At 52.6% G+C, this 22,117-nt stretch carries 21 protein-coding genes; 20 read left to right on the top strand and 1 reads right to left on the bottom strand.

The window, feature by feature from the left end:
• Nucleotides 1-152 precede the first annotated feature (152 nt).
• The 11 genes from purE (at nucleotide 153) to purD (ending at nucleotide 11,316) form a co-directional block, all read left to right on the top strand.
• Nucleotides 153-635 carry a 5-(carboxyamino)imidazole ribonucleotide mutase gene (gene purE / locus WN59_RS09195; RefSeq protein ID WP_046516189.1) on the top strand — a complete coding sequence of 161 codons (483 nt, stop codon included), beginning with the start codon at nucleotides 153-155 and terminating at the stop codon, nucleotides 633-635.
• On the top strand, nucleotides 622-1,746 hold the full coding sequence (gene purK, locus WN59_RS09190) for a 5-(carboxyamino)imidazole ribonucleotide synthase (protein WP_046516185.1): 1,125 nt from the start codon (nucleotides 622-624) through the stop codon (nucleotides 1,744-1,746). The genes purE and purK overlap by 14 nt, the downstream gene beginning before the upstream one ends.
• Entirely contained in the window at nucleotides 1,743-2,447 is a 705-nt protein-coding gene (purC, locus tag WN59_RS09185) for a phosphoribosylaminoimidazolesuccinocarboxamide synthase (RefSeq protein WP_046516181.1), read from the top strand. The genes purK and purC overlap by 4 nt, the downstream gene beginning before the upstream one ends.
• On the top strand, nucleotides 2,447-2,704 hold the full coding sequence (purS, locus tag WN59_RS09180; protein WP_046516177.1) for a phosphoribosylformylglycinamidine synthase subunit PurS: 258 nt from the start codon (nucleotides 2,447-2,449) through the stop codon (nucleotides 2,702-2,704). Before purC ends, purS begins: the two co-directional genes overlap by 1 nt.
• Entirely contained in the window at nucleotides 2,701-3,381 is a 681-nt protein-coding gene (purQ, locus tag WN59_RS09175; RefSeq protein WP_046516174.1) for a phosphoribosylformylglycinamidine synthase subunit PurQ, read from the top strand. Before purS ends, purQ begins: the two co-directional genes overlap by 4 nt.
• Nucleotides 3,365-5,545, top strand: coding sequence for a phosphoribosylformylglycinamidine synthase subunit PurL (gene purL / locus WN59_RS09170; RefSeq protein WP_046516170.1), 2,181 nt, complete (start codon nucleotides 3,365-3,367; stop codon nucleotides 5,543-5,545). The genes purQ and purL overlap by 17 nt, the downstream gene beginning before the upstream one ends.
• Nucleotides 5,524-6,942, top strand: coding sequence for an amidophosphoribosyltransferase (purF, locus tag WN59_RS09165; protein ID WP_046516167.1), 1,419 nt, complete (start codon nucleotides 5,524-5,526; stop codon nucleotides 6,940-6,942). The genes purL and purF overlap by 22 nt, the downstream gene beginning before the upstream one ends.
• A 1-nt stretch (nucleotide 6,943) precedes the next feature.
• Nucleotides 6,944-7,966 (top strand): phosphoribosylformylglycinamidine cyclo-ligase, encoded by a 1,023-nt coding sequence (gene purM / locus WN59_RS09160; RefSeq protein ID WP_046516163.1) that lies wholly within the window; start codon nucleotides 6,944-6,946, stop codon nucleotides 7,964-7,966.
• Nucleotides 7,956-8,525: a phosphoribosylglycinamide formyltransferase gene (gene purN, locus WN59_RS09155; protein WP_046516160.1), complete on the top strand. Its 570-nt coding sequence runs from the start codon at nucleotides 7,956-7,958 to the stop codon at nucleotides 8,523-8,525. Before purM ends, purN begins: the two co-directional genes overlap by 11 nt.
• On the top strand, nucleotides 8,525-10,003 hold the full coding sequence (gene purH, locus WN59_RS09150; protein WP_046516157.1) for a bifunctional phosphoribosylaminoimidazolecarboxamide formyltransferase/IMP cyclohydrolase: 1,479 nt from the start codon (nucleotides 8,525-8,527) through the stop codon (nucleotides 10,001-10,003). The genes purN and purH overlap by 1 nt, the downstream gene beginning before the upstream one ends.
• A gap of 68 nt (nucleotides 10,004-10,071) precedes the next feature.
• Nucleotides 10,072-11,316, top strand: a complete 1,245-nt coding sequence (gene purD, locus WN59_RS09145) for a phosphoribosylamine--glycine ligase (protein WP_046516154.1) — start codon at nucleotides 10,072-10,074, stop codon at nucleotides 11,314-11,316.
• A 220-nt stretch (nucleotides 11,317-11,536) separates the two neighbouring features.
• Here the strand turns inward: purD and WN59_RS09140 are convergent, their stop codons facing one another.
• Nucleotides 11,537-11,728 carry a hypothetical protein gene (locus WN59_RS09140; protein WP_046516150.1) on the bottom strand — a complete coding sequence of 64 codons (192 nt, stop codon included), beginning with the start codon at nucleotides 11,726-11,728 and terminating at the stop codon, nucleotides 11,537-11,539.
• A 197-nt stretch (nucleotides 11,729-11,925) separates the two neighbouring features.
• Between WN59_RS09140 and auxA the strand changes: the two genes are divergently transcribed.
• The 9 genes from auxA to WN59_RS09095 all read left to right on the top strand — a co-directional run bounded on the left by auxA (nucleotide 11,926) and on the right by WN59_RS09095 (nucleotide 22,078).
• Complete coding sequence (gene auxA, locus WN59_RS09135) at nucleotides 11,926-13,170, top strand: lipoteichoic acid stability factor AuxA (RefSeq protein WP_046516147.1); 1,245 nt, start codon at nucleotides 11,926-11,928, stop codon at nucleotides 13,168-13,170.
• Nucleotides 13,148-14,053 carry a formimidoylglutamase gene (locus WN59_RS09130; protein ID WP_046516142.1) on the top strand — a complete coding sequence of 302 codons (906 nt, stop codon included), beginning with the start codon at nucleotides 13,148-13,150 and terminating at the stop codon, nucleotides 14,051-14,053. The genes auxA and WN59_RS09130 overlap by 23 nt, the downstream gene beginning before the upstream one ends.
• A complete protein-coding gene (locus tag WN59_RS09125; protein WP_046516139.1) occupies nucleotides 14,050-15,222 on the top strand; it encodes a class I SAM-dependent rRNA methyltransferase in 1,173 nt (390 codons plus the stop codon). The genes WN59_RS09130 and WN59_RS09125 overlap by 4 nt, the downstream gene beginning before the upstream one ends.
• 80 nt (nucleotides 15,223-15,302) lie before the next feature.
• Complete coding sequence (locus WN59_RS09120) at nucleotides 15,303-15,758, top strand: hypothetical protein (protein ID WP_046516135.1); 456 nt, start codon at nucleotides 15,303-15,305, stop codon at nucleotides 15,756-15,758.
• Between the two features lie 228 nt (nucleotides 15,759-15,986).
• Entirely contained in the window at nucleotides 15,987-16,253 is a 267-nt protein-coding gene (locus tag WN59_RS09115; RefSeq protein ID WP_017548388.1) for a phosphocarrier protein HPr, read from the top strand.
• On the top strand, nucleotides 16,253-17,980 hold the full coding sequence (gene ptsP / locus WN59_RS09110) for a phosphoenolpyruvate--protein phosphotransferase (protein WP_046516128.1): 1,728 nt from the start codon (nucleotides 16,253-16,255) through the stop codon (nucleotides 17,978-17,980). Before WN59_RS09115 ends, ptsP begins: the two co-directional genes overlap by 1 nt.
• Nucleotides 17,981-18,241: 261 nt before the next feature.
• On the top strand, nucleotides 18,242-19,543 hold the full coding sequence (locus WN59_RS09105; RefSeq protein ID WP_046516126.1) for an MFS transporter: 1,302 nt from the start codon (nucleotides 18,242-18,244) through the stop codon (nucleotides 19,541-19,543).
• A gap of 157 nt (nucleotides 19,544-19,700) precedes the next feature.
• A complete protein-coding gene (locus WN59_RS09100) occupies nucleotides 19,701-21,053 on the top strand; it encodes a cytochrome ubiquinol oxidase subunit I (RefSeq protein ID WP_046516122.1) in 1,353 nt (450 codons plus the stop codon).
• A complete protein-coding gene (locus WN59_RS09095; RefSeq protein WP_046516120.1) occupies nucleotides 21,053-22,078 on the top strand; it encodes a cytochrome d ubiquinol oxidase subunit II in 1,026 nt (341 codons plus the stop codon). The genes WN59_RS09100 and WN59_RS09095 overlap by 1 nt, the downstream gene beginning before the upstream one ends.
• Nucleotides 22,079-22,117: the final 39 nt, after the last annotated feature.

The following is a 22,117-nucleotide window of genomic DNA, read 5'->3' as shown; positions in this document are numbered from 1 at the left end:
TAAACCAAAACAACACCCACAACGTTCGTAAACACATACAATTAAAATAATAAGATTTAAATTGTTCGTTTTTCAGTTGAATAAAGCCCCTGCTATTGTTAAACTGGGCATGAGTTGAAAACAAACATATTTCAAAGCGAGGTTATACTATTATGACTGTTGGAGTAATCATGGGCAGCTCTTCCGACTGGCCTACGATGAAGCATGCATGCGATATGCTGGATCATTTCGGCGTGGCTTACGAGAAAAAGGTGGTGAGCGCGCACCGCACCCCGGGAATGATGGTGGATTATGCGAGAAATGCCAAATCGGACGGCATCGATGTGATCATCGCCGGCGCCGGCGGTGCGGCACACCTGCCGGGGATGGTGGCGTCACTTACAAACGTCCCGGTGATCGGCATACCGATCGAGTCCAAAGCGCTGCAGGGCATGGATTCTTTATTATCCATCGTGCAGATGCCGGGCGGCATTCCGGTCGCCACGACGGCAATCGGCAAGGCGGGCAGCAAGAATGCGGGAATCCTTGCCGCGCGCATGCTGGCAGTGAACTCGCCGGAACTTTATGAAAAACTGGATGACTATCAGAAGTCACTCGAAGATAAAGTGGAGGAGATGCAGAATGACCTCAATTAAACTGGCACCCGGAGCAACCATCGGCATCATCGGCGGCGGACAGCTCGGCAAGATGATGGCTCAGTCGGCGCTCAGGATGGGCTACAAAGTGGCGGTGCTCGATCCGTCGGCGGATGCGCCGGCGAGCGCGACGGGCCACACTTTCATCAATGCGGAATTCGGCGACCTTGAATCATTGAAATCGCTGTGCGAAATGTCCGATGTCGTCACCTATGAATTTGAAAACATCGATGCGCGAATACTGCACACACTGGTCGGCGACTACCATGTGCCGCAGGGGGCAGAGACGGTGCTGACGCTGCAGAACCGTGAGACGGAAAAAGAGGCGATCAGTGCCTCCGGTGCGAAAATCGTCCCTTATGAAAAAGTCGCGTCAGCAGAGGATGTGCGCAGATTCATGGATGCGCACGGTGCGCCCGTCATCGTCAAGACGGCGACGGGCGGCTATGACGGCAAAGGCCAGTATCTGCTGGAGACGGCGGCGGACATCGATCGGGCCGGCATCCCTTTTGATGAGACGGCGTTTGTGGCGGAAAAATACATCTCGCTTGAGCGGGAAGTCTCCCTGACCATCGCAAGGAGTGTGAGCGGGCAGGTCATCTATTTCCCGCTGCAGGAAAATCTGCACAAGGACCAGGTCCTCTACCGCACGATCGTCCCGTCCAGGGTGGATTATACGGAAAAGGCACAGGAGGAAGCGGCGAAGATCATGGACGCGCTGCACTTTGTCGGTGCATTCACCATCGAATTCTTCATCGACACAGACGGCACACTCTATGTCAACGAGATTGCGCCGCGGCCCCACAATTCCGGGCACTATTCGATCGAGGCATGCAACATCAGCCAGTTCGATGCGCACATCCTTTCGATACTGGATCATCCGATGCCAAAAGTGCATCTCCATCAGAACGCGGTCATGATGAATCTGCTCGGTGAGGACCTGGACCGGCTGGACAATGAATTGTTCACCCATCCCGACTGGCACATCCATATCTACGGCAAGCCGGCGCGCAAGCCGGCGCGCAAGATGGGACATGTCACCGTACTCACCGGCAACCTCGAAAATACACTGGACGCGCTCAGCCGCGATTTCACAAAGGAGACCAAGTGATGCTGCTGTATGAAGGCAAGGCGAAAAAAGTCTTTAAGACTGAAGATCCCGAAGTGCTCCGCATTGAATATAAGGATGAAGTGACGGCAGGCAATGGTGCGAGACGTGATTTCATGGAAGGCAAGGGCCGGCTGAACAATCTGATTTCCTCCGATATCTTCAAATATCTTGAGAAAAATGGCGTCAAGTCCCATTTCATCGAACGCATCAGCGATACGGAACAGACGGTGAAACCGTTGGGCATCATCCCGCTTGAAGTGACGGTGCGCAACAGGGCGGCCGGGAGCATCGTCAGGCGGCTCGGCTTTAAAAAAGGTGATGAATTCAAACCGCCGCTTGTGGAATTTTATTATAAGGAAGATGCACTTGATGATCCGATACTGACAGACGACCATGTGCTGAAGCTCGGTCTTGCGACAAAAGCGGAGATCGGGGAACTGAAGGCGGCGGCGCTCAAAGTCAACAAAGTCCTCATCAGGATGATGGACATGATGGGCATGGAACTGGCCGATTTCAAAGTCGAATTCGGCAGGGACAATGAAGGGAACATCCTCCTCGCCGATGAAATCTCACCGGATACATGCCGCATATGGGACGCCGAGACCGATGAAAATTTCGACAAGGATGTCTACCGCAACAGTACAGGCTCACTGATCGATACTTATACAAAATTCTATGAAAAGATGGAGGCAGTAAAATAATGAAAAAGGTAGAACTTAAAGTGACATTACAGCAGCAGGTGCTCGATACACAGGGTGAGGCGCTGAACCGTGCAGTGCATGAACTCGGCCATGATGAAATCAGCAACATCCGCGTGGGCAAGATCCTCTATTTTGACATTGACGAAACAGAAGCAGACAACATTGACAGGATCGTCAAATCCCTGTCTGAACGCCTGTTCACCAATACAGTGATTGAAACGTATGAGTATACGATTCTGGATGAGGTGTCGGAATGAAGAAATTCGCTGTAATACAGTTCCCGGGTTCCAACTGTGACCGCGACCTGCTGAATGCCGCTCTGAAAGCGGGGGCTGAGGCAGAATTTGTAGATTACCGGGCGGCATCGCTCGCCGGATACGACGGTGTGCTGATCCCCGGCGGCTTCTCCTTCGGCGACTATCTCCGCAGCGGCGCGATGGCGGCGGTCGCCCCGGTGACGAAAGCGATCAAGGAAGCGGCGGAGGCGGGCAAACCCGTTCTCGGCATATGCAACGGTTTCCAGATCCTGACCGAAATCGGGCTCCTGCCGGGTGCACTCATCTTCAACGACCAGCATACTTTCATCTCGCGCGACGAATCGCTGAAAATCGCCAACAGTGAGACATTGTTCACCCGCGGCTACGGGCAGGGCGAAGATGTCGTATACCCGGTGGCCCATGGTGAAGGCCACTACTACTGTGACGATGCGACATACGAAAAGCTCAAAGCGCACAACCAGATAGTACTGACGTACAATGAAAATCCGAACGGGTCGAGGAATGACATCGCGGGCATCATCAACGAACGCGGCAATGTGCTCGGCATGATGCCGCACCCTGAACGGGCGCTTGAGACGCTGCTCGGCAGCGACGACGGATTGAAATTATTTGAGGAAATGACCAAGTGGGAGGCAAATCATGTCCAGATTCATTGAACCGACGACAGAAGATATCAGAAACCAGAAGCTCTATGCGGAAATGGGGCTGACGGATGCGGAATACGATAAGGTGATCGATATTCTCGGCCGTGAGCCGAACTATACGGAGATCGGCATCTTCTCTGTAATGTGGAGTGAACATTGCTCATACAAGCATTCAAAACCTTTCCTCAAACAGTTCCCGACTTCCGGCGACCGCGTGCTGATGGGACCGGGCGAAGGTGCGGGTGTTGTGGACATCGGTGACAACCAGGCGGTCGTCTTCAAAGTGGAATCACATAACCACCCGTCTGCAGTCGAACCCTATCAGGGGGCGGCAACGGGTGTCGGCGGCATCATCCGCGACATCGTCTCCATCGGTGCACGCCCGATCGGGCTGCTCAATTCCCTCAGGTTCGGAGAGCTGACTGAAGCGAACAACCGCCGCCTGCTGCGGGGCGTCGTTTCCGGCATCGGCGGCTACGGCAACTGCATCGGCATACCGACGGTTTCCGGGGAAGTGGAGTTCGATCCGTCATATGACGGGAATCCGCTCGTGAATGCAATGTGCGTGGGCGTAATGGACCATGACAAAGTGCAGAAGGGTACGGCGAAAGGTGCAGGCAACAAGGTGATCTACGTCGGCCTCAAAACAGGCCGCGACGGCATTCACGGTGCAACATTCGCCTCGGAAGAGCTGAGTGAGGAATCGGAATCCAAACGCCCGTCCGTGCAGATCGGCGATCCGTTCACTGGCAAGAAACTCATGGAGTCGACGCTTGCCGCCATCGACCAGCCTGAACTCGTCGGCATCCAGGACATGGGCGCAGCCGGCCTTACTTCCTCAAGCTCTGAAATGGCGGCCAAAGGCGAAGCGGGCATGAACCTCTACCTCGATCAGGTACCGGTGAGGGAAGAGGGGATCTCCCCGTATGAAATGATGCTTTCCGAAACGCAGGAGCGCATGCTGCTCGTTGTCGAGGACGGTACGGAGCAGAAGTTCCTCGACATGTTCGAAGACTTTGAGCTTGATGCGGCTGTCATCGGCGAGGTGACGGATTCGGACAGGCTGAAACTTTATTATGAAGATGAACTGTATGCGGACATCCCGGTGCAGCCGCTGTCCGACGAAGCGCCGGTCTACATCCTTGAAGGAGAGAAACCGGAGACGGATGAAAAGGTCCATGACTATTCAAAAGAGGATCTGAACAGAGTGTTCGATGAACTGGCCGGCCACCCGACACATGGTTCCAAGCGCTACATCTACGAGCAGTATGACAACCAGGTCGGTTCGAATACGGTACAGAAGTCCGGATTCGGCTCCGGCATTGTCAGGGTCGAAGGGACACAGAAGGCGATTGCGATGGCAATCGACGGCAAGAGCCGCTATGTGTACGCGGATCCATACAACGGCGGCAAGGAAGTGGTCGCGCAGACGTTCAGAAGCATCATCGCGACAGGGGCGGAGCCGCTTGCGATGACGGACTGCCTGAACTACGGCAGCCCTGAAAACCCTGAAATCTACAGCCAGCTTGAAGAATCGACGAAAGGGATGGCGGAAGCCTGCCGGGCACTTGCAACGCCGGTCGTCTCCGGCAACGTGAGCCTGTATAACGAAAACAGGACCGCTTCCATCCTGCCGTCGCCGGTCATCGGCATGGTCGGGCTGATCGAGGATGTGAATTTCATGGACGGCCTGTCCATCGGAGCGGGCGACGCACTGTACCTGGTGGGCGAAACGGAGAAATCGTTCGCCGGCAGCCAGATCGAAAAACTGATCGATGATGAAGTGTCGAAACAGGTCCGCGGCATCGACCTTGAACTCGAATACAGCCGCGGCATGGATCTGCGCCGGCGCCTCACAGAAGGTGACATCAGGAAGATTTCCCCGCTGGGGCGCGGCGGCATCGCTGTCAAACTGGCACAGCTCGCTGCATTCCATGGGCTCGGAGTGGATGTTTCCGTGGACATCGACGGCGAGGATCTCTTCGCCGAGAATGCATCGAGATACATCATTGTTGCGGATGCAGGAAAAGAAATCAAAGATGCAGTGGAGATAGGAAGACTGACAGAAGAAGGATTTAGAATCAAAACACGCGACGCTGAAATCAGCAGGGATCTTGCTGAAGTTGCAGAAGCGTGGGAAGGGGCAATCCCGAAATGTATGACATCCGTGGATTGAACGAGGAATGTGGAATATTCGGAGTATGGAATCATGAGCGCGCAAGCGAACTGACGTATATCGGACTCCACAGCCTGCAGCACAGGGGCCAGGAGGGCGCGGGCATCGTCTGCGCAAACGGCGAGTATCTGTTCGGCGCCCGCGGCATGGGGCTTTTGACCGAGGCGCTGTCCAAGGACCAGCTGGTCTCCCTGCGCGAGTTCCCGCATGCCATCGGGCACGTGAGGTATGCGACGACGGGCGGCAGCGAGCTGTCCAATGTACAGCCGTTCCTGTTCAAGAGCCACCGCGGCGACCTCGGCCTCGCCCATAACGGCAATCTCGTGAACGCGGTGAGGCTCCGCGAGGCACTGGAGGATGACGGCGCGATCTTCCAGACATCATCCGATTCGGAAGTCCTGGCACATCTGCTGCGCAAGAACAAGAGCAGTGACAGGAAGACGCGCATGAAGTCGGCACTCAGGCAGCTTAAGGGTGCATTCGCCTTCGTCGTGCTGGATGAGGATTCACTGACGATTGCGCTCGATGACCACGGCGTCCGCCCGCTCATGCTCGGCAAGATAGATGACTCATACTGTGTGGCCAGTGAGACATGTGCATTTACGGCGACCGGTGCGGAGTACATCCGTGATATCGAGCCGGGAGAGCTGATCACCCTGAGTGATGACGGCATCGACTTCGACAGGTACACAGACAGCGAGAAGCCGAATATGTGCTCGATGGAATATATATACTTCGCACGGGCGGATTCAGAATTCCGTCACACTTCAACGTACACGATCCGCAAATCGCTCGGCAAACAGCTGGCCAGAGAGATGGATGTGGATGCAGACATCGTCATTGGTGTGCCGGATTCGAGTCTGGCTGCAGCCAAGGGGTTCTCGGAGGAGGCGGGCATCAAACAGGAGCAGGGGCTCCTGAAGAACCGCTACGTCGGCAGGACGTTCATCTCCGCGGGGCAGGAGGCGCGCGAACGTGCTGTGCGCATGAAGCTCTCACCGGTGCGGGATGTTGTCGAAGGGAAACGCATCATCGTCATCGACGACTCCATCGTGCGCGGGACGACGAGCCGCTTCATCGTGAAGGCACTCAGGAAGGCGGGGGCAAAAGAGGTGCATATGGGTGTATCCTCACCGCCGCTTAAAAATCCATGTTTCTACGGCATCGATGTGTCCACCCATGCGGAAATCATCGCATCACAGAAATCCACCGAGGAGATCCGTGAGGAAATCGATGCGGACTCCCTGACATACCTGTCGGTGGATGCGATGCATGATGTCTATCATTCATACGGCTCAAGAGGGCAGTGTGATGCATGCTTTACGGGAAACTATCCGATTGAGATCATCGACCAGGTCCTGCCTCAGGAAAAAGACCTGAAGACGAAAGGAGTCTGACATGTCAGAACAATACAAGAAGGCCGGCGTCGACATCGAAGCCGGCTATGAAGCGGTTGAAAGAATGAAGACCCATGTCCGGCGTACGATGCGCAGGGAAGTCATCGGGGGCCTGGGCGGTTTCGGTGCGGCATTCGACCTGTCCAAACTCAATATGAAGGCGCCGGTGCTCGTATCGGGCACGGACGGCGTCGGCACGAAACTCAAGCTCGCGATCGATCACGGCCGTCATAATACGATCGGCATCGATGCGGTGGCGATGTGTGTAAACGATATTCTGACGACAGGCGCCGAGCCGCTTTATTTCCTCGATTACATCGCTGTCAATAAAGTGATCCCGGAAATGGTTGCTGACATCGTGGACGGTGTATCGGAGGGTTGCGTGCAGGCCGGCTGTGCACTGATCGGCGGGGAGACTGCCGAAATGGGAGAGATGTACGGAAGCGGCGAATACGATATCGCCGGCTTCGCCGCCGGCGCGGTTGAGAAGGATGAGTACATCGACGGCTCCGGCGTGAAACCGGGTGACAGGATCATCGGACTCGCTTCAAGCGGCATCCATTCCAACGGCTACAGTCTGGTGAGGAAACTCATTGCCGACAATGATATTGATGTAAACAAAGACCTTGGCGGCCGGCCGATCATCGACCAGCTGCTTGAGCCGACGCGCATCTATGTGAAAAGCGTGCAGGCGCTCGTGGAAAAAGTGGATGTCAAAGCGATGAGTCATATTACCGGCGGAGGGTTCATTGAAAACATTCCACGCGCGCTGCCCGGAGATCTCGGTGCGGATGTTGACGTGAGCGGCATTGAAGTGCCCCGTATCATCTCATGGCTGCTCGAACTCGGCGGAATCGACTCCCGGGAAGCATACAACGTTTTCAATATGGGTATTGGATTCATAGTTGCAGTTGATGAAAATGATGCGGACGAGGCACTCCGGGCACTTGAATCGGCCGGTGAATCCCCACAGATTATCGGTACTGTGACCGGAGAAAGCGGAGTCAGGATCCATGGCCGTTAAAGCGGCGGTACTTGCCTCGGGCGGCGGTTCGAATTTCGAGAATCTCGTCAGGCATGCAGGCGGCATCGGCATAGATATAGAAGTCATGGTCACTGATCAACAGGATGCCCATGCCATCAGGCGTGCCGGCAGGCTCGGGGTGCCGGTGCGCGTATTCCAGCGCGGGGATTTTGAATCAGGGGCGGCCCATGAGCATGCGATAACCGAAGCACTGCATGAATTCGAAGTGGAGTATGTGCTGCTTGCAGGCTATATGCGCATACTCTCACGCCACTTCATAGAAACATATGAGCACCGGATCATCAATCTGCATCCGTCCCTGCTCCCTTCATTCAAGGGCAAAAACGGGATAGCCGATGCATATGATTATGGGGTGAAGGTGACCGGCGTGACGGTCCACTTCGTGGATTCGGGCATCGATACAGGCGAAATCATTGCCCAGGAGGCGATTGAAATCTCTGAAAATGATACACTTGAAGTGCTGGAGGAAAAAATCCACAGTCTTGAATATGAACTCTATCCAAAAGCGTTAAAAAAAGTGATTGAAGGTGTCGAATGATGAAAAAAGCATTGATCAGCGTTTCTGATAAAAGTGGTCTGGAAGCTTTCGTCCGCGGTCTTGTCCGGAATGATTATGAAATCTATTCGACCGGAGGGACAAAGAAAGCAATTGAATCCTTCGGGGTGGCAGTCAAAGGCGTAGACGCCCTGACAGATTTTGAAGAGATCATGGACGGCCGTGTCAAGACGCTCCATCCGGCAGTACACGGCGGCATACTTGCCGACCGGGACAATCCGGAGCATATGGAAGAACTGAAAAAGAACGGCATTGAAACGATCGACCTCGTAGCCGTCAACCTCTATCCCTTCAAGGAGACCGTCAGGAAAGAAGAGGTCACAGAAAATGAAGCGGTCGAGAACATCGATATCGGCGGCCCGACGATGCTGCGCGCCGCAGCGAAGAATTTCAGCCATGTGACGACGGTCGTTGATCCTGAGGATTACGGGGAAGTGATCCAGAAGATAGAGGAGGACACTCTGGATATTACATACCGGCGGGGTCTGATGATCAAAGTGTTCAGCCACACGAATGATTACGACCAGGCGATCGTGAATCATTTCAGCCAGGCGGAGGAGGCGCTGCGCTACGGGGAGAATCCGCATCAGACCGCCCGTCTCGTCCGCACATCGGATAAGCACAATACCATCCTGAATGCGGATGTTCTTCATGGCAAGGCGCTTTCCTACAACAATCTGCGGGATGCGGATGCGGCCTTTGCGCTGGCAAAGAAATTCGACATGCCGGCAGCTGTGGCAGTGAAGCATATGAATCCGTGCGGCGTGGGTACAGGGGAGACGGTTGCAGAGGCGTTCAAAAATGCGCATGAAGCAGACTCCCAGTCCATATTCGGCGGCATTGTCGCACTGAACAAGACGGTGGATAAGGAGACCGCCGAGCAGCTCCACAGCATCTTCCTCGAAGTGATCATCGCCCCTTCCTTCAATGAAGCGGCGCTGGAAGTACTGACACAGAAGAAGAACGTCCGCCTGCTCGAAGTGGACTTCCATGAAGATGAGCATGCTGAGGAGTTTGTCAGTGTATCCGGGGGTTACCTTGTGCAGTCTGAGGATACCGGTTCACTCAGGGAAGAGGACATCAAAGTGGTTACAAAAGCCAGCCCGACCAGGGACCAGATGAAAGCCATGGCCCTTGCCTGGGAAGTGGCCAAACACGTCAAAAGCAATGCCATCGTCCTTGCGAACGACCGGCAGACAGTGGGAATCGGCGCGGGACAGATGAACCGCGTCGGTGCTCTGAAAATCGCAATCGAACGGGCGCTTGAGCTCGGAGACAATGTCGTCATGGCAAGCGACGGATTCTTCCCGATGCCGGATACCGTCGAACTTGCGCATGAACACGGCATAAAGTCCATTATCCAGCCCGGCGGTTCCAAGCGGGATCAGGAATCCATCGACTACTGTGACGTTCATGACATGGCGATGGTTGTTACAGGCATGCGCCACTTCAAACATTAATATGGCAGGTAAAACAGATGGTCCCGAGCGGACATGGGAGCCCCTCTTACACTGAAAGGAGCAGACTTATGAATGTAGCGGTGATCGGCGGCGGAGGCCGCGAACACGCTTTAGTGAGAAAATTTGCAGAATCCAGTAAAGTAGACCGGATATTTGCGATACCCGGTAATGCCGGAATGTCCGATGTTGCCGAGGTGATCCACGGTGTTACGGAAAATGATTTCGAAGCCATTGCCGGCGTCTGTCTCGAGAATGAAGTCGAGTGGGTGGTTGTCGGACCGGAAGCACCACTGACTGCAGGTATCGTGGATTACCTCGAGGATGAGCACGGCATCAGAGTGTTCGGTCCGAGAAGGAAAGAGGCGCAGATGGAGTCCTCCAAAGCCTTCACTAAAGAACTGATGGAAAAATACCATATACCGACGGCGAAGTTTGCGCGTTTTGATGATTACGAAGCGGCCCGTGCCTATATCGAGCGCGAGGGCACTCCGATCGTCCTGAAAAAAGACGGTCTTGCTGCAGGCAAAGGCGTAGTGGTTGCGATGGATATGGATGAAGCGCTGGCCGGCCTGGATGAACTGATGGGCGAGGTCGGGACGATTGTCATCGAAGAGTTCCTGGAAGGGGAAGAGTTCTCACTCATGGTGCTCGTCAATGGTGAATATACCCATCCGTTCGAGATGATTGCACAGGACCATAAGCGGGCATTCGACGGGGACACCGGTCCCAATACGGGCGGCATGGGCGCCTATGCGCCCGTCAGCCATATCGGTGAATCCCACCGCGCTGAAGCGATCGAGAAAATCGTCAGGCCCGTCGCCAAAGGCATGGTGGAGGAGGGGCTTGATTATTTCGGCATCCTCTACCTCGGCGCCATGGTGACTGCAGACGGTGTCAAAGTGATAGAGTTCAATGCCCGCTTCGGGGACCCGGAGGCCCAAATCCTTCTGTCGATGATGGAGGATGATCTCGGCGAGGTACTGGAGAAAGTCCACCGCAAAGAGCCTTTCGAGCTCCGCTTCAAACCCGGGTGCATGGTCGGCGTCATGCTCGCAAGTCACGGATATCCGAAAGCTTATCAAAAAGATAAGTATGTAGAGTTCGATGCCGTCCGTGAAAACTGCTATATCAGCGGATTATGCCAGGATATGGATGGTCTCTATATGACATCCGGCGGCCGGGTCCTGCTCGTCACAGGCTATGGTGAAACAGTGGATCAGGCAGTGGAGACGGCATACGAAAATGTCGGGCAGGTGAAGTTTGAGGAGGGCGAACTGTTCTTCAGAAAAGATATTGCCCACAGAGCTTTATGATGAATCCAAACAATATGGGAACACTGAAATACCCCGGATGAAAAGCGTCCGGGGTATTGCTTATTCCACAGGCATCCGAGGTCTCTTCAAACTGTTTTCCATCAATCGAAACATCTGCGGATTTACAGTGCAAAGTACAACGTTCCTGTCCGGTAAACTGTAACTTACAAATCAAAGACAGCGGATACCTGGTACTGCTTCTATGGTTTTTCCATTCAGCCTATTCAAATGAATCCTGGATTTCCTTTTCAGTCCGGTCGGTGCCTTCCTCGTCGCTTTCGATGTCTTTGCCCTTTGGCACTTTACGGTCTTCGTTCTTCTCTACTTCCTCGGCAGGATTCTCCTGCTCACGCGCCTCTTCGGCAGCGTCTTCCAGTTCTTCTTTTTTATCTTTCTCATCTTTGAAACTCATTTGTGTCATCACTCCCAATCAGGTATAGATATCATATAATATTATTTCTCATCTGTATTATTAATAGATACCCAGAGGTCATGTATGATAAACATGGTTTACCGCCGCCATGAAAATTTATGTGTCCGCCGGTATTATGATTCAATGCATTGTGAAGGATAATCCTCTATAATGGGAATGGATTGAGGTGAAACTGAATGAAAAAGATCAAACAGCAGAGCGAAGTCCATATCAGTATACTGCTCGGTGTATTCTTTGTGCTGCTTGGCATATTCGTACTATTCAATACAGGGCATATCCGCAGCGGAACAGCGGAGGTGGATGAGTCTGCAATCAGGACGGTCTTCGATCTGGTTAATGCATTCTTCCTGGAAGGGACTACTGTCCTGAGTATGCTGATCGGTGAATTTCCGATCATCGCCGGTATACTCATCATAATTTTCGGCGGTGTGATGCTGAAGATTGCACAGACGATCAGACAGACGACGGATTATGATACAGGCCTGTCGTTCTTCTTCATCGGTCTGTCATTCTTCCTGTTCATCATAACGACCGTCCTGATGCACCAGGTATACGGGTGGTTCTCACTGCTGTATCTGCTGGCGTTCATCGTCCATATGCTTTATAACATATTCAATGAATACCTGGACCCCGCACACCGGAAAGAGCACTATATGATCATTCTTGCAGTGTACGGAATCGCCTATTTCTTTACGCAGAACGCCGTGTATTCCAATATCGAGAGGGCGACGACCCCGACGGATGTACTGTCGATAAACACATTCTTTACGCTGATCTGGGTGCTGTCGCTGCTCTCTCTTGGTGTCGGGGTGTTCCTGTCCAAGTCCAAAAACCTGCTCAAGAAACCGAGGAAAGAGGAGGATGCGGCACTGTCCAGGAAGAACAGGCGCCAGAAGCTCGATCCGAACCAGTTCCTCGGATTCTCGGAAAAACTTTATGATTTCAGGAACAGACTGCTCGAGCGGACGAAAAATTTCCTTGAAGTCGACTTTCCGTCATGGCTGAAGGCAAACTATGTCGAACTCCTTTTGGGCACGATTGTCCTGTTCTTCATACTGATAGAGTTCAACAACCGCCACGGCGTATTCACAGAAGGCTATTTCAGGATTTCGCAGATGAAATACATCTACGAATGGGTGAACCTGTTCCTGGCGCTTGCACTCGCTGTCGCCTATCTGTTCTTTACGTTTTTCAATATGACACAGAACAAATTCTATCACCGGCAGATGATCATCATCGTACTCCTGTGGCTGAAGCTCACGACGAGCCTTTTCATCACACTGTTCAATGATGTCGAACTCTCACTTTTCATCCTGCCGTTCAACATCCTGCTCGTAGTGGTATCGACACCGCTTGTGCTGATCAGCATATTCAAAGACTTTGAAGGGGGTAATGATAATGAAAAGATTAAAGCATCATGAATACAGCGGCCGCATTGATGACGAAAACAAACCGGAACGGTTCCACCAGGTGGTAAAACAATGGTCGGAGGATGCCTTGGTCGGCAGACCGGCCTTCATCGGCTTCTGTTCCGAGGAAGGTGTGCACCGCAACAAGGGGCGTCTCGGTGCGAAGGAGGGGCCGTATAAAGTCAGGGAAAAGATGGCTTCCCTCCCTTATACGGATACTGTCTACGACTACGGCAGCATCACCGGCGAACAGGACCTGGAAGCATCACAGGAGGCACTCGGTGAATGCGTGGCCGAAGTCTTCGCCAACGGCCAGTTCCCGATGATCGTGGGCGGCGGGCACGAAACACTGTACGGCCATTATCTTGGCGTGCGCAGACAGTACCCGGATGCCAAAGTCGCCGTCGTGAATCTGGATGCACATTTCGATATGCGCGATGAGGCTCCGTCTTCTGGTACGATGTTCCATCAGATACTGACCGGGGATGGAAACATCGACTATTTCGTGTTCGGCATCCAGCCCGGAGGGAATACAAAAACTTTATTCGACACTGCGGATGCATTCGGCGTCAAATATGCGCTGATCGAAGATGTGAGGAATACCGGGATATTTGAAGAGTCGCTTGAATCACTTGAGGCATATGACGCTGTATTTGCAACACTGTGCATGGATTCCGTGCAGCAGGGAGTGGCGCCCGGGACGAGCGCACCGTCACCGAACGGTTTTACAGCCTCGGAAGTGCACGGGTTGGTCGGGAGCCTTGCGAAACTTCCGAACATCGTGAGCTTCGACATCAGCGAAGTGGCACCGCGGCTTGATATCGATGACCGTACCAGCGGACTGGCAGCCAGCCTGTTCCACAGGTTCATGACAGAAAAGGAGACTTTCAGATGAATACAGTCCAGCTGAAGCGTGGAATGGAGAAGGCATATGCCAACGGACAGCTCAACATCGAACGCGATGACCTGAGCGATGATACATTTTTAAAGGACGGGGAAATAGTCAGGGTGACCGATCACTTCGGCAGGCTCATCGGCATCGCCATGATCAGTTTCGAGCAGAAGACGGCCGGCTGGATACTGTCGGACAGGGAGGAAGCCATTGACCGCGATTTCATAGCAGCAAGGATTGAAGCGGCGATTGGGGCGAGAGGCCCTTTATTCAACCAGGAGGATACGAATGCCTTCCGCCTGTTCAATGAAATCGGGGACGGCCTCGGCGGTCTCACAGTCGATTATTATGACAACCACCTGCTCGTGACTTTCTACAGCCGGGGCATCTATAAGATCCGCGACCTCATCATAAAGGAACTGATGGTAAGATTAAAACCGGATTCTGTTACAGAACAGACCCGGTTCAGTGCAGAGGGGCGCATGCAGATAGAAAACCGGCGGGTGAGCGGCAATGTGGAATTTCCGATCACCGTGCTCGAATCCGGACAGCGCTTTTCAGTCCATCTCGAGGACGGACCGATGACACGGCTGTTCCTGGACCAGAGGGAGACGCGCCGCTCACTCATGAAAAACCAGACAGGCGGTCGGACTTTCCTAAATCTTTTCGCCTACAGCGGGACATTTTCAATCTCTGCCGCCCTTGGCGGCATGGCAACGACGAGCGTCGATCTTGCGAACCGGACGAAGGAGCTCGTCACAGACAATTTCAATAATAATAATCTGCCGCTGGATGCACACAGGATATATATAATGGAGACTTTTGAATTCCTGAAGTACGCAGCGAGGAACAATCACAGCTATGATACGATCCTGATCGATCCGCCGAGTTTCTCGAGATACAAGAAGAAAGTGTTCAAGGTGGACCGCGATTATCCAAAGCTTATCATTGAAGCACTCAAAGTGCTTGATGGGGGCGGCACGCTGATCCTCAGCCAGAACCTGGAGACAAACACATTGAACCAGTTCAAAAAGCAGATCGGCGCCACGCTTGAGAATACCGGGCATCCATACACGATCGAGGATGTAAAAGGCCTGCCGAAAGATTTTGTGACGGTCAAAGGCTACAAAAAAGGGAAGTATCTGAAAGTGGTAACGGTGAGGATGCACTGAAGCCGTCAGGTTTAACAATAATATGAAAATGGGTATATATACGCATGTAACGAAAATTCACAGACGAAGGAGTTTTGTTCATGAGTGCATACCCGATGACAGTGGAGCAGATATCGGAAAAAGAAAGAGAAGCGCGTGAACTGGTGAAGAGGAAAGCGCGGTTTTCCTCCATCGCTGCAGCGCTTCCCATTCCGTTTCTCGATATCGGCACTGATATGAAACTGATGAATGACATAACGGGTGAGATAGAAGAAATATTCGAATTGGACCATAAGCAGGTCAGCGGCTTGTCGGATGACATGAAGAACCGGGCGGCCGTGATGGCAACGAGCATGGGAAGTGAATTCGTCGGACGTCAGACGACAAAGTTCCTCATAAAAAGGATAGTGAAAGGCTCAAGCAGACGGGCTTTCCGGTTTGTCCCCATCATCGGACAGGCAGTCGGCGCATTCGTCAGCTATATGGTGATGAAGAAGCTCGGGAACGATCATATCGAAAAATGCGCCGCTGCTCTAAGGCAGCAGACATTGGTCTAATTTGTGAAAGGCACTCCTTCGGGGGTGCCTTTTGTCACCTGATATGATATAAATGGAGTGTGAGTCAAAATATGTCCCGGCAGGGACGGAAATTGTAAAGTTTATGTATACAATGTTAGTGGTATATTGGCAATACCGGAATGAAACGTGATAGAATATAGGTAATCATGTTTAACAATCATGAACTCACTTTAAATAAATCATAGCCAAGCAAAAGGAGACTGCATAATGGAACAAAAATCTTACTTGATCACAGACGAAACGGGAATCCACGCGAGACCGGCAACAATACTGGTACAGACAGCATCCAAATTCGATTCTGACATCCAGCTTGAATACAATGCCAAAAAGGTGAACCTCAAGTCCATCATGGGTGTAATGTCACTCGGCGTCGGCAAGGACTCTGAAGTCACTGTCTATGCTGAAGGGAAAGACGAAGCGGAGGCACTTGAAGCAATCACTGAAACTCTTTCTAAAGAAGGACTGACTGAATAATGTCTAAAATTCTCAAAGGGATTGGAGCAAGTGATGGTGTAGCGATCGCTGCGGCATATTCACTTGAGGAACCGGACCTGACGATCCGGGAGGCTTCCATTGAAGACTCCCAGGCGGACCAGGAAGTTGAACGCTTTAAAGGCGCTTTCAACCAATCCAAAGTTGAAGTAACCAAGATAAGAAATCATGCAGAGGAAGCGGTCGGCCCTGAGCATGCGGCGATTTTTGATGCGCACCTGCTCGTTCTGGACGATCCTGAATTTCTCGGGCCGATTGAAGATGGCATCCGCAACGAAAAGAAAAGCGCTGCACAGTCGCTTGTTGACACACGCGACCAGTTCGTGGCCATTTTCGAAGGCATGGATAACGAATACATGAAGGAAAGGGCGGCGGACATCAAAGATGTGTCCAAGCGTGTCCTTGCCCATATTCTCGGCAAAGAACTGCCGGACCCGAGCAATATCGACCAACCGGTCGTCATCGTGGCTGAAGATCTGACACCTTCAGATACAGCACAGCTCGACAAGAAATTCGTCAAAGGCTTTGTCACAAATATCGGCGGCCGCACCTCACATTCGGCAATCATGTCCCGTTCACTTGAAATCCCTGCAGTAGTGGGGACGAAGGAAGTTACTGAAGCTGTCAAAGTCGGAGATCAGATCATCGTTGACGGCAGTGCGGGCGACGTCATCGTGGAACCGTCTGAAACAGAGATCAAAGCCTACGAAGAGAAAGCGGCTAAAGTAGAGGAAGAGAAAGCCGAGTTGCTGAAGCTGGTCGATGAACCATCCAAAACAATGGACGGCGTCGAAGTGGAGCTCGCAGCAAACATCGGCACGCCGGATGACCTGGAAGGTGTCACTGCGAACGGTGGAGAAGGCATCGGGCTGTACCGTACAGAATTCCTGTACATGGGCAGAAACGAAATTCCGAGTGAAGAGGAACAGTATGAAGCATACAAAAAAGTGCTCGAAGGCATGGACGGAAAGCCCGTCGTTGTCCGTACGCTTGATGTAGGCGGAGACAAAGAGCTTCCTTACCTGGACCTGCCCAAGGAAATGAACCCGTTCCTCGGTTATCGTGCAGTGCGCATGACACTGGATAATCAGGAACTGTTCAGAACCCAGCTCCGGGCACTGCTGCGTGCAAGTGCACACGGCAATCTGAAGATCATGTTCCCGATGATCGCTACAATCGATGAGTTCAATCGTGCGAAAGCACTCCTTATCGAAGAGAAAGATAAACTTGTATCCGAAGGTACAGATGTAAAAGAAGATATCGAAGTCGGAATCATGATTGAGATACCTTCCGCTGCAATCATCGCAGACCAGTTCGCGAAAGTTGTGGACTTCTTCTCCATCGGTACAAACGACCTGATTCAGTATACAATGGCGGCAGACCGCATGAATGAAGCAGTCAGCTACCTGTACCAGCCATATCATCCGGCACTTCTGCGACTGATCCAGATGGTGGTGAATGCAGCCCATAAAGAAGGAAAATGGGCAGGCATGTGCGGAGAAATGGCAGGGGACGAAAAAGCAATTCCACTGCTGCTCGGCCTCGGCCTCGATGAATTCTCGATGAGTGCGTCATCCGTGTTGAAAGCGCGCAAACAGATTTCCGGTCTCAAGAAAACAGACATGGAACAGCTTGCACTGTCTGCAGTTGAATGTGCAGAAACAGAAGAAGTGCTCGCGCTTGTTGAAGAGTATACAAACAGGGCATAACTGAATGATGGACTCCCGCACCCGGTGGTGCGGGAGTTTTTGCATCCCCCGGACCGCATCAACGATGATGGTTGGCCCCGGTTGTCCGGTCGACGATAAGAGGAGTCCCCCTCCTGCCTTCGTTTTCCGATCGACGATAAGAGAGAGTCCCCCTCCTGCCACCCGTTAACATAAACGGCAACCCGGGCTCCACTTAAACAACAGCCTGCATACTCCAATACCACAATCTGATATAATTAGAAGAAAAGTGAGGTGGCCGGTTTGAAAGATCAGTCCCGCAGTCCGATCCAGCTGTATCTTACTCTGCCGATCCTGGCATGGGCGCTGTTTGATTTTGCGAATACGATTTTCAGTGCGAACATCGTGACTCTGTTTTTCCCGCAATACATAACTGAGACGGTGGGGACGGACCCGCGTCTTGAACAGATTGCTTCAACCATCATTGCGTATGCCAACGCGGTATCTGCGGTGCTGCTCATTTTATTCTCCCCGCTTTACGGTGTGACGATAGACCGCACGGGCAGACGGAAGAAGTATGTCATGATTTTCACTCTGATGTGTGTGGCGGCGACGGTCATGATGGGAATTTTCGGCGGTATGGACTCAGGTACCTGGTTCGGTCTGCCGAACGGGCTTGTGCTGACGATCATGCTTTTCGTATTCGCCAAGTTCTGCTTTAGCTCGGGCAATGTTTTCTACGATGGTATGCTGTCGGGGCTCGGCACCAAACGTGAGATTCCGCTCATTTCGGGGTTCGGGGTTGCACTCGGGTATCTCGGGACCCTATTCGGCATTTTCGCGGTCATCCTGGTGATCGGTGACTCACCGACGTACCACACGTTCTGGCTGTCGGGAATCCTCTTCCTGATATTTGCGCTGCCGATATTCCTTGTCAATAAAGACCGCAAAATCCCGCCGAAACAGAGACAGCCGTTCTTGAAGGGGTACAGGGATATATACCACACTTTCCGTGAGGCGCGCCGGTACCCTTCGATATTCTTTTTCATGGTTGCATACTTTTTCGTCAATGATGCACTGGCGACGGCGATTGCGATGATGCAGCCGTATGCGACGACGGTTGTCGGTTTTGAACCCGGCGCGTTCCTTGTGATCTTCATGGTGGCGACAGCCTTCAGCATCATCGGGGCCATCGTCTTCAGCTTCATCAACCGGAGAATCGGATCCAAGAAGACGTTCCTTTCAATCGCTGTTCTGCTTGCTGCGGCCATACTGATTGCAGCAGTGCCGCTGCCGATGTGGACGTTCTGGATCGCTGCGTGCCTGTTCGGGATTGCGATGGGCTCAACCTGGGTGGTCAGCCGGACGATGATCATCGAACTGGCGCCGCCGGGCAGGGAAGGGCAGTTTTTCGGCCTGTTCGCCTTCAGTGCAAAAATGAGTGCAATCATGGGGCCGTTCATTTACGGTTCCATTACTCTGCTGCTCGCCGATTACGGCACCATCGCCTCGAGGATGGCGATCACCAGCCTGATGGTCATGATCCTCATCGGGATCTTCTTCCACATGAAAGTGAGGGAGACGCCGCCTGAGGCTGCTGAATAGTAAAATGATGTCCTCTGCCAAACGGCAGGGGATTTATTGCAGGCGGAAAATTTGATAATCATTTCACAAAATTGTCATGGAAATCATATAGTTCTTATTATCAATGGGGCGGCTTACGGTCTATAATTAGGGGTAAGTTATTAGAGGGGTGATCTTGATGGATGACGTTTTACTTGGGCGTGTACTGACGGCGACAACGCTGGGATTCCATATCATATTTGCAACCATCGGCGTCGGTATGCCAATCGTCTTCATGGTGCTTGAATTCCTCGGCATCAGAAAGAAGGATACGGATTACCTGACCATGGCACGCCGTATCGCGAAAGGATATACGGTGACTGTGGCGGTGGGGGTCGTGACCGGGACCATCATCGGTCTGCAGCTGTCACTCATATGGCCTGATTTCATGAGGCTCGGCGGCCAGATCATTGCGCTGCCGCTGTTCATGGAAACATTCGCTTTCTTCTTCGAAGCGATTTTCCTGGGGATCTTCCTGTATACATGGGACCGTTTTAAAAATCCGTGGCACCACTGGCTTCTGAACATCCCGATTGTTCTCGGTTCTTCGTTGTCCGCGGTGTTCATCACGACGGTGAACTCATTCATGAACACACCGGCGGGCTTCGATCTGGTGGACGGCGAACTGATCAACATCGATCCGCTGGCTGCGATGTTCAACCCGTCGACATGGGTGAGGGTGTTCCACGTCGTGGTGACTGCATATACTACGGCCATTTTCATCATTGCCGCGATCGGTGCATTCAAGCTGCTCCGCTCAAAATTCGGTGAAGACCGTGAATACCACAAGAAAGGCCTCAAGGCGATGATGGTCGTCGGCCTCGTCATGGCTGCACTGACGGCACTGGCAGGGGACTTTTCAGCAAAATTCCTGCATGAGCATCAGCCGGAAAAACTCGCTGCGATGGAGTGGCATTTTGAAACTGAGGAGAGTGCGGACCTCGTCCTCTTCGGCATGCTGGATGAGGAGACCCAGGAAGTGAAGTATGAACTCAGGATACCCGGGTTCCTGAGCTTCCTTGCAGGCAACTCATTCGATACTGAAGTTACCGGATTGAACGATATACCGGAGGATGAGCATCCGCCGCTTGTGATCCACTACTTCTTTGACATCATGGTGTTCTTCGGCATGTATGCACTCGGCATATCGGCCCTTTATTTCATAGCGAAGTTCACGAAACTGAATGAACACCATCCGGCGCTGCTGTACGCCTATGTGCTGACCGGGCCGCTGACGATGGCTTCGATCGAGGCGGGCTGGTTCCTTGCTGAGATGGGGCGTCAGCCGTGGATCCTGCGCGGATATATGAGAGTCTCGGAAGCCGTCACCAACGCCGACGGCCTCGGCATCACGCTGATCTCATTCGTCGCCCTTTACGCGGTGCTCGGCTTTACATGCACCTATGTGCTCCTCAGGATGTTCAAGGGAAAAAGCGCCCAGCAGGAACGCTTCGACCTTTACGGCGAGCGTTATGAAGGAGGTCGGCTGTAATGAACTATGAAATCATCGGTGTCACAGTACTCTGGACGTTCCTGTACGGTTATATCATCATTGCGTCAATCGACTTCGGTGCGGGATTCTTCAACTTCTACAGCAAGATGACCGGGACGGATAATATCATCAGCCCGATCATCGGGCGCTATCTGAACCCGGTATGGGAAGTGACGAACGTCTTCTTCGTCTTCTTCTTCGTCGGGATTGTCGGATTCTATCCGGATACTGCGTATTATTACGGGACAGCACTCCTGATTCCGGCAAGCATCGCACTGATACTGCTTTCCATCCGGGGAAGCTACTACGCCTTCAACTCCTATAACAGGGAACAGAAAATGTCATGGGCGTTCCTCTACGGTGTAACGGGACTGCTCATTCCGGCTTCGCTGTCGGTTGCCCTTGTCATCTCCGAAGGCGGCTATATCATCGAGGATGCGAACGGCATCCAGCTCAATCTGGAGGAGCTGCTGTTCAGCACATATTCCTGGTCGGTGGTCTTCCTGGCCATCATCACAGTGCTTTATGTTTCAAGCGCGTTCCTGACATTCTATGCAAACCGGGCGCGAGCCAAAGAGGCGACGGAACTGACACGACGCTGGTTCCTCATCTGGACGCTGCCGATGCTGGTCATCACACAGTTCGTCTTCCTCGGCCTCCGCGACCATAACTACGAGCATTTCATGAATGCCCAGAATGTCTGGTACATGTTCGGCCTGAGCCTCGTATTCATGGGCATCGCCGTGTATATGATCTACAAACGCATCAACTACGGGCTCGCATTCATAATGATCATGCTGCAGTACGGGTTTGCATTTTTCGGCTACGGAATCAGCAAGATGCCCTACATCCTGTACCCGTACGTGGAGATAAACACCTCAGTCGTCAATGATGCAATGGCCCTGTCGCTGACGGTGGTATTCATACTCGGCCTGTTCATGCTCATACCGAGTCTCGGCCTTCTGCTCAGGCTTTTCCTGTTCGATAAGGACTATGTACAGGGCAGGGACGAAAGCAAGTACTAGAGCCATTCAATCTGACAAGTCATGAAGGGGAAATGAACG

Origin of the sequence: Salinicoccus sediminis (assembly GCF_000986795.1) — a bacterium.
GTDB lineage: Bacteria > Bacillota > Bacilli > Staphylococcales > Salinicoccaceae > Salinicoccus > Salinicoccus sediminis.
This window is presented reverse-complemented; position numbering and strand designations above follow the sequence as displayed.

Coding starts and splice junctions, on each gene's coding strand:
- purE (WP_046516189.1), top strand. CDS start 153: ATGACTGTTGGAGTAATCATGGGCAGCTCTTCCGACTGGCCTACGATG.
- purK (WP_046516185.1), top strand. CDS start 622: ATGACCTCAATTAAACTGGCACCCGGAGCAACCATCGGCATCATCGGC.
- purS (WP_046516177.1), top strand. CDS start 2,447: ATGAAAAAGGTAGAACTTAAAGTGACATTACAGCAGCAGGTGCTCGAT.
- purQ (WP_046516174.1), top strand. CDS start 2,701: ATGAAGAAATTCGCTGTAATACAGTTCCCGGGTTCCAACTGTGACCGC.
- purL (WP_046516170.1), top strand. CDS start 3,365: ATGTCCAGATTCATTGAACCGACGACAGAAGATATCAGAAACCAGAAG.
- purF (WP_046516167.1), top strand. CDS start 5,524: ATGTATGACATCCGTGGATTGAACGAGGAATGTGGAATATTCGGAGTA.
- purM (WP_046516163.1), top strand. CDS start 6,944: ATGTCAGAACAATACAAGAAGGCCGGCGTCGACATCGAAGCCGGCTAT.
- purN (WP_046516160.1), top strand. CDS start 7,956: ATGGCCGTTAAAGCGGCGGTACTTGCCTCGGGCGGCGGTTCGAATTTC.
- purH (WP_046516157.1), top strand. CDS start 8,525: ATGAAAAAAGCATTGATCAGCGTTTCTGATAAAAGTGGTCTGGAAGCT.
- purD (WP_046516154.1), top strand. CDS start 10,072: ATGAATGTAGCGGTGATCGGCGGCGGAGGCCGCGAACACGCTTTAGTG.
- WN59_RS09140 (WP_046516150.1), bottom strand. CDS start 11,728: ATGAGTTTCAAAGATGAGAAAGATAAAAAAGAAGAACTGGAAGACGCT.
- auxA (WP_046516147.1), top strand. CDS start 11,926: ATGAAAAAGATCAAACAGCAGAGCGAAGTCCATATCAGTATACTGCTC.
- WN59_RS09130 (WP_046516142.1), top strand. CDS start 13,148: ATGAAAAGATTAAAGCATCATGAATACAGCGGCCGCATTGATGACGAA.
- WN59_RS09125 (WP_046516139.1), top strand. CDS start 14,050: ATGAATACAGTCCAGCTGAAGCGTGGAATGGAGAAGGCATATGCCAAC.
- WN59_RS09120 (WP_046516135.1), top strand. CDS start 15,303: ATGAGTGCATACCCGATGACAGTGGAGCAGATATCGGAAAAAGAAAGA.
- WN59_RS09115 (WP_017548388.1), top strand. CDS start 15,987: ATGGAACAAAAATCTTACTTGATCACAGACGAAACGGGAATCCACGCG.
- ptsP (WP_046516128.1), top strand. CDS start 16,253: ATGTCTAAAATTCTCAAAGGGATTGGAGCAAGTGATGGTGTAGCGATC.
- WN59_RS09100 (WP_046516122.1), top strand. CDS start 19,701: ATGGATGACGTTTTACTTGGGCGTGTACTGACGGCGACAACGCTGGGA.
- WN59_RS09095 (WP_046516120.1), top strand. CDS start 21,053: ATGAACTATGAAATCATCGGTGTCACAGTACTCTGGACGTTCCTGTAC.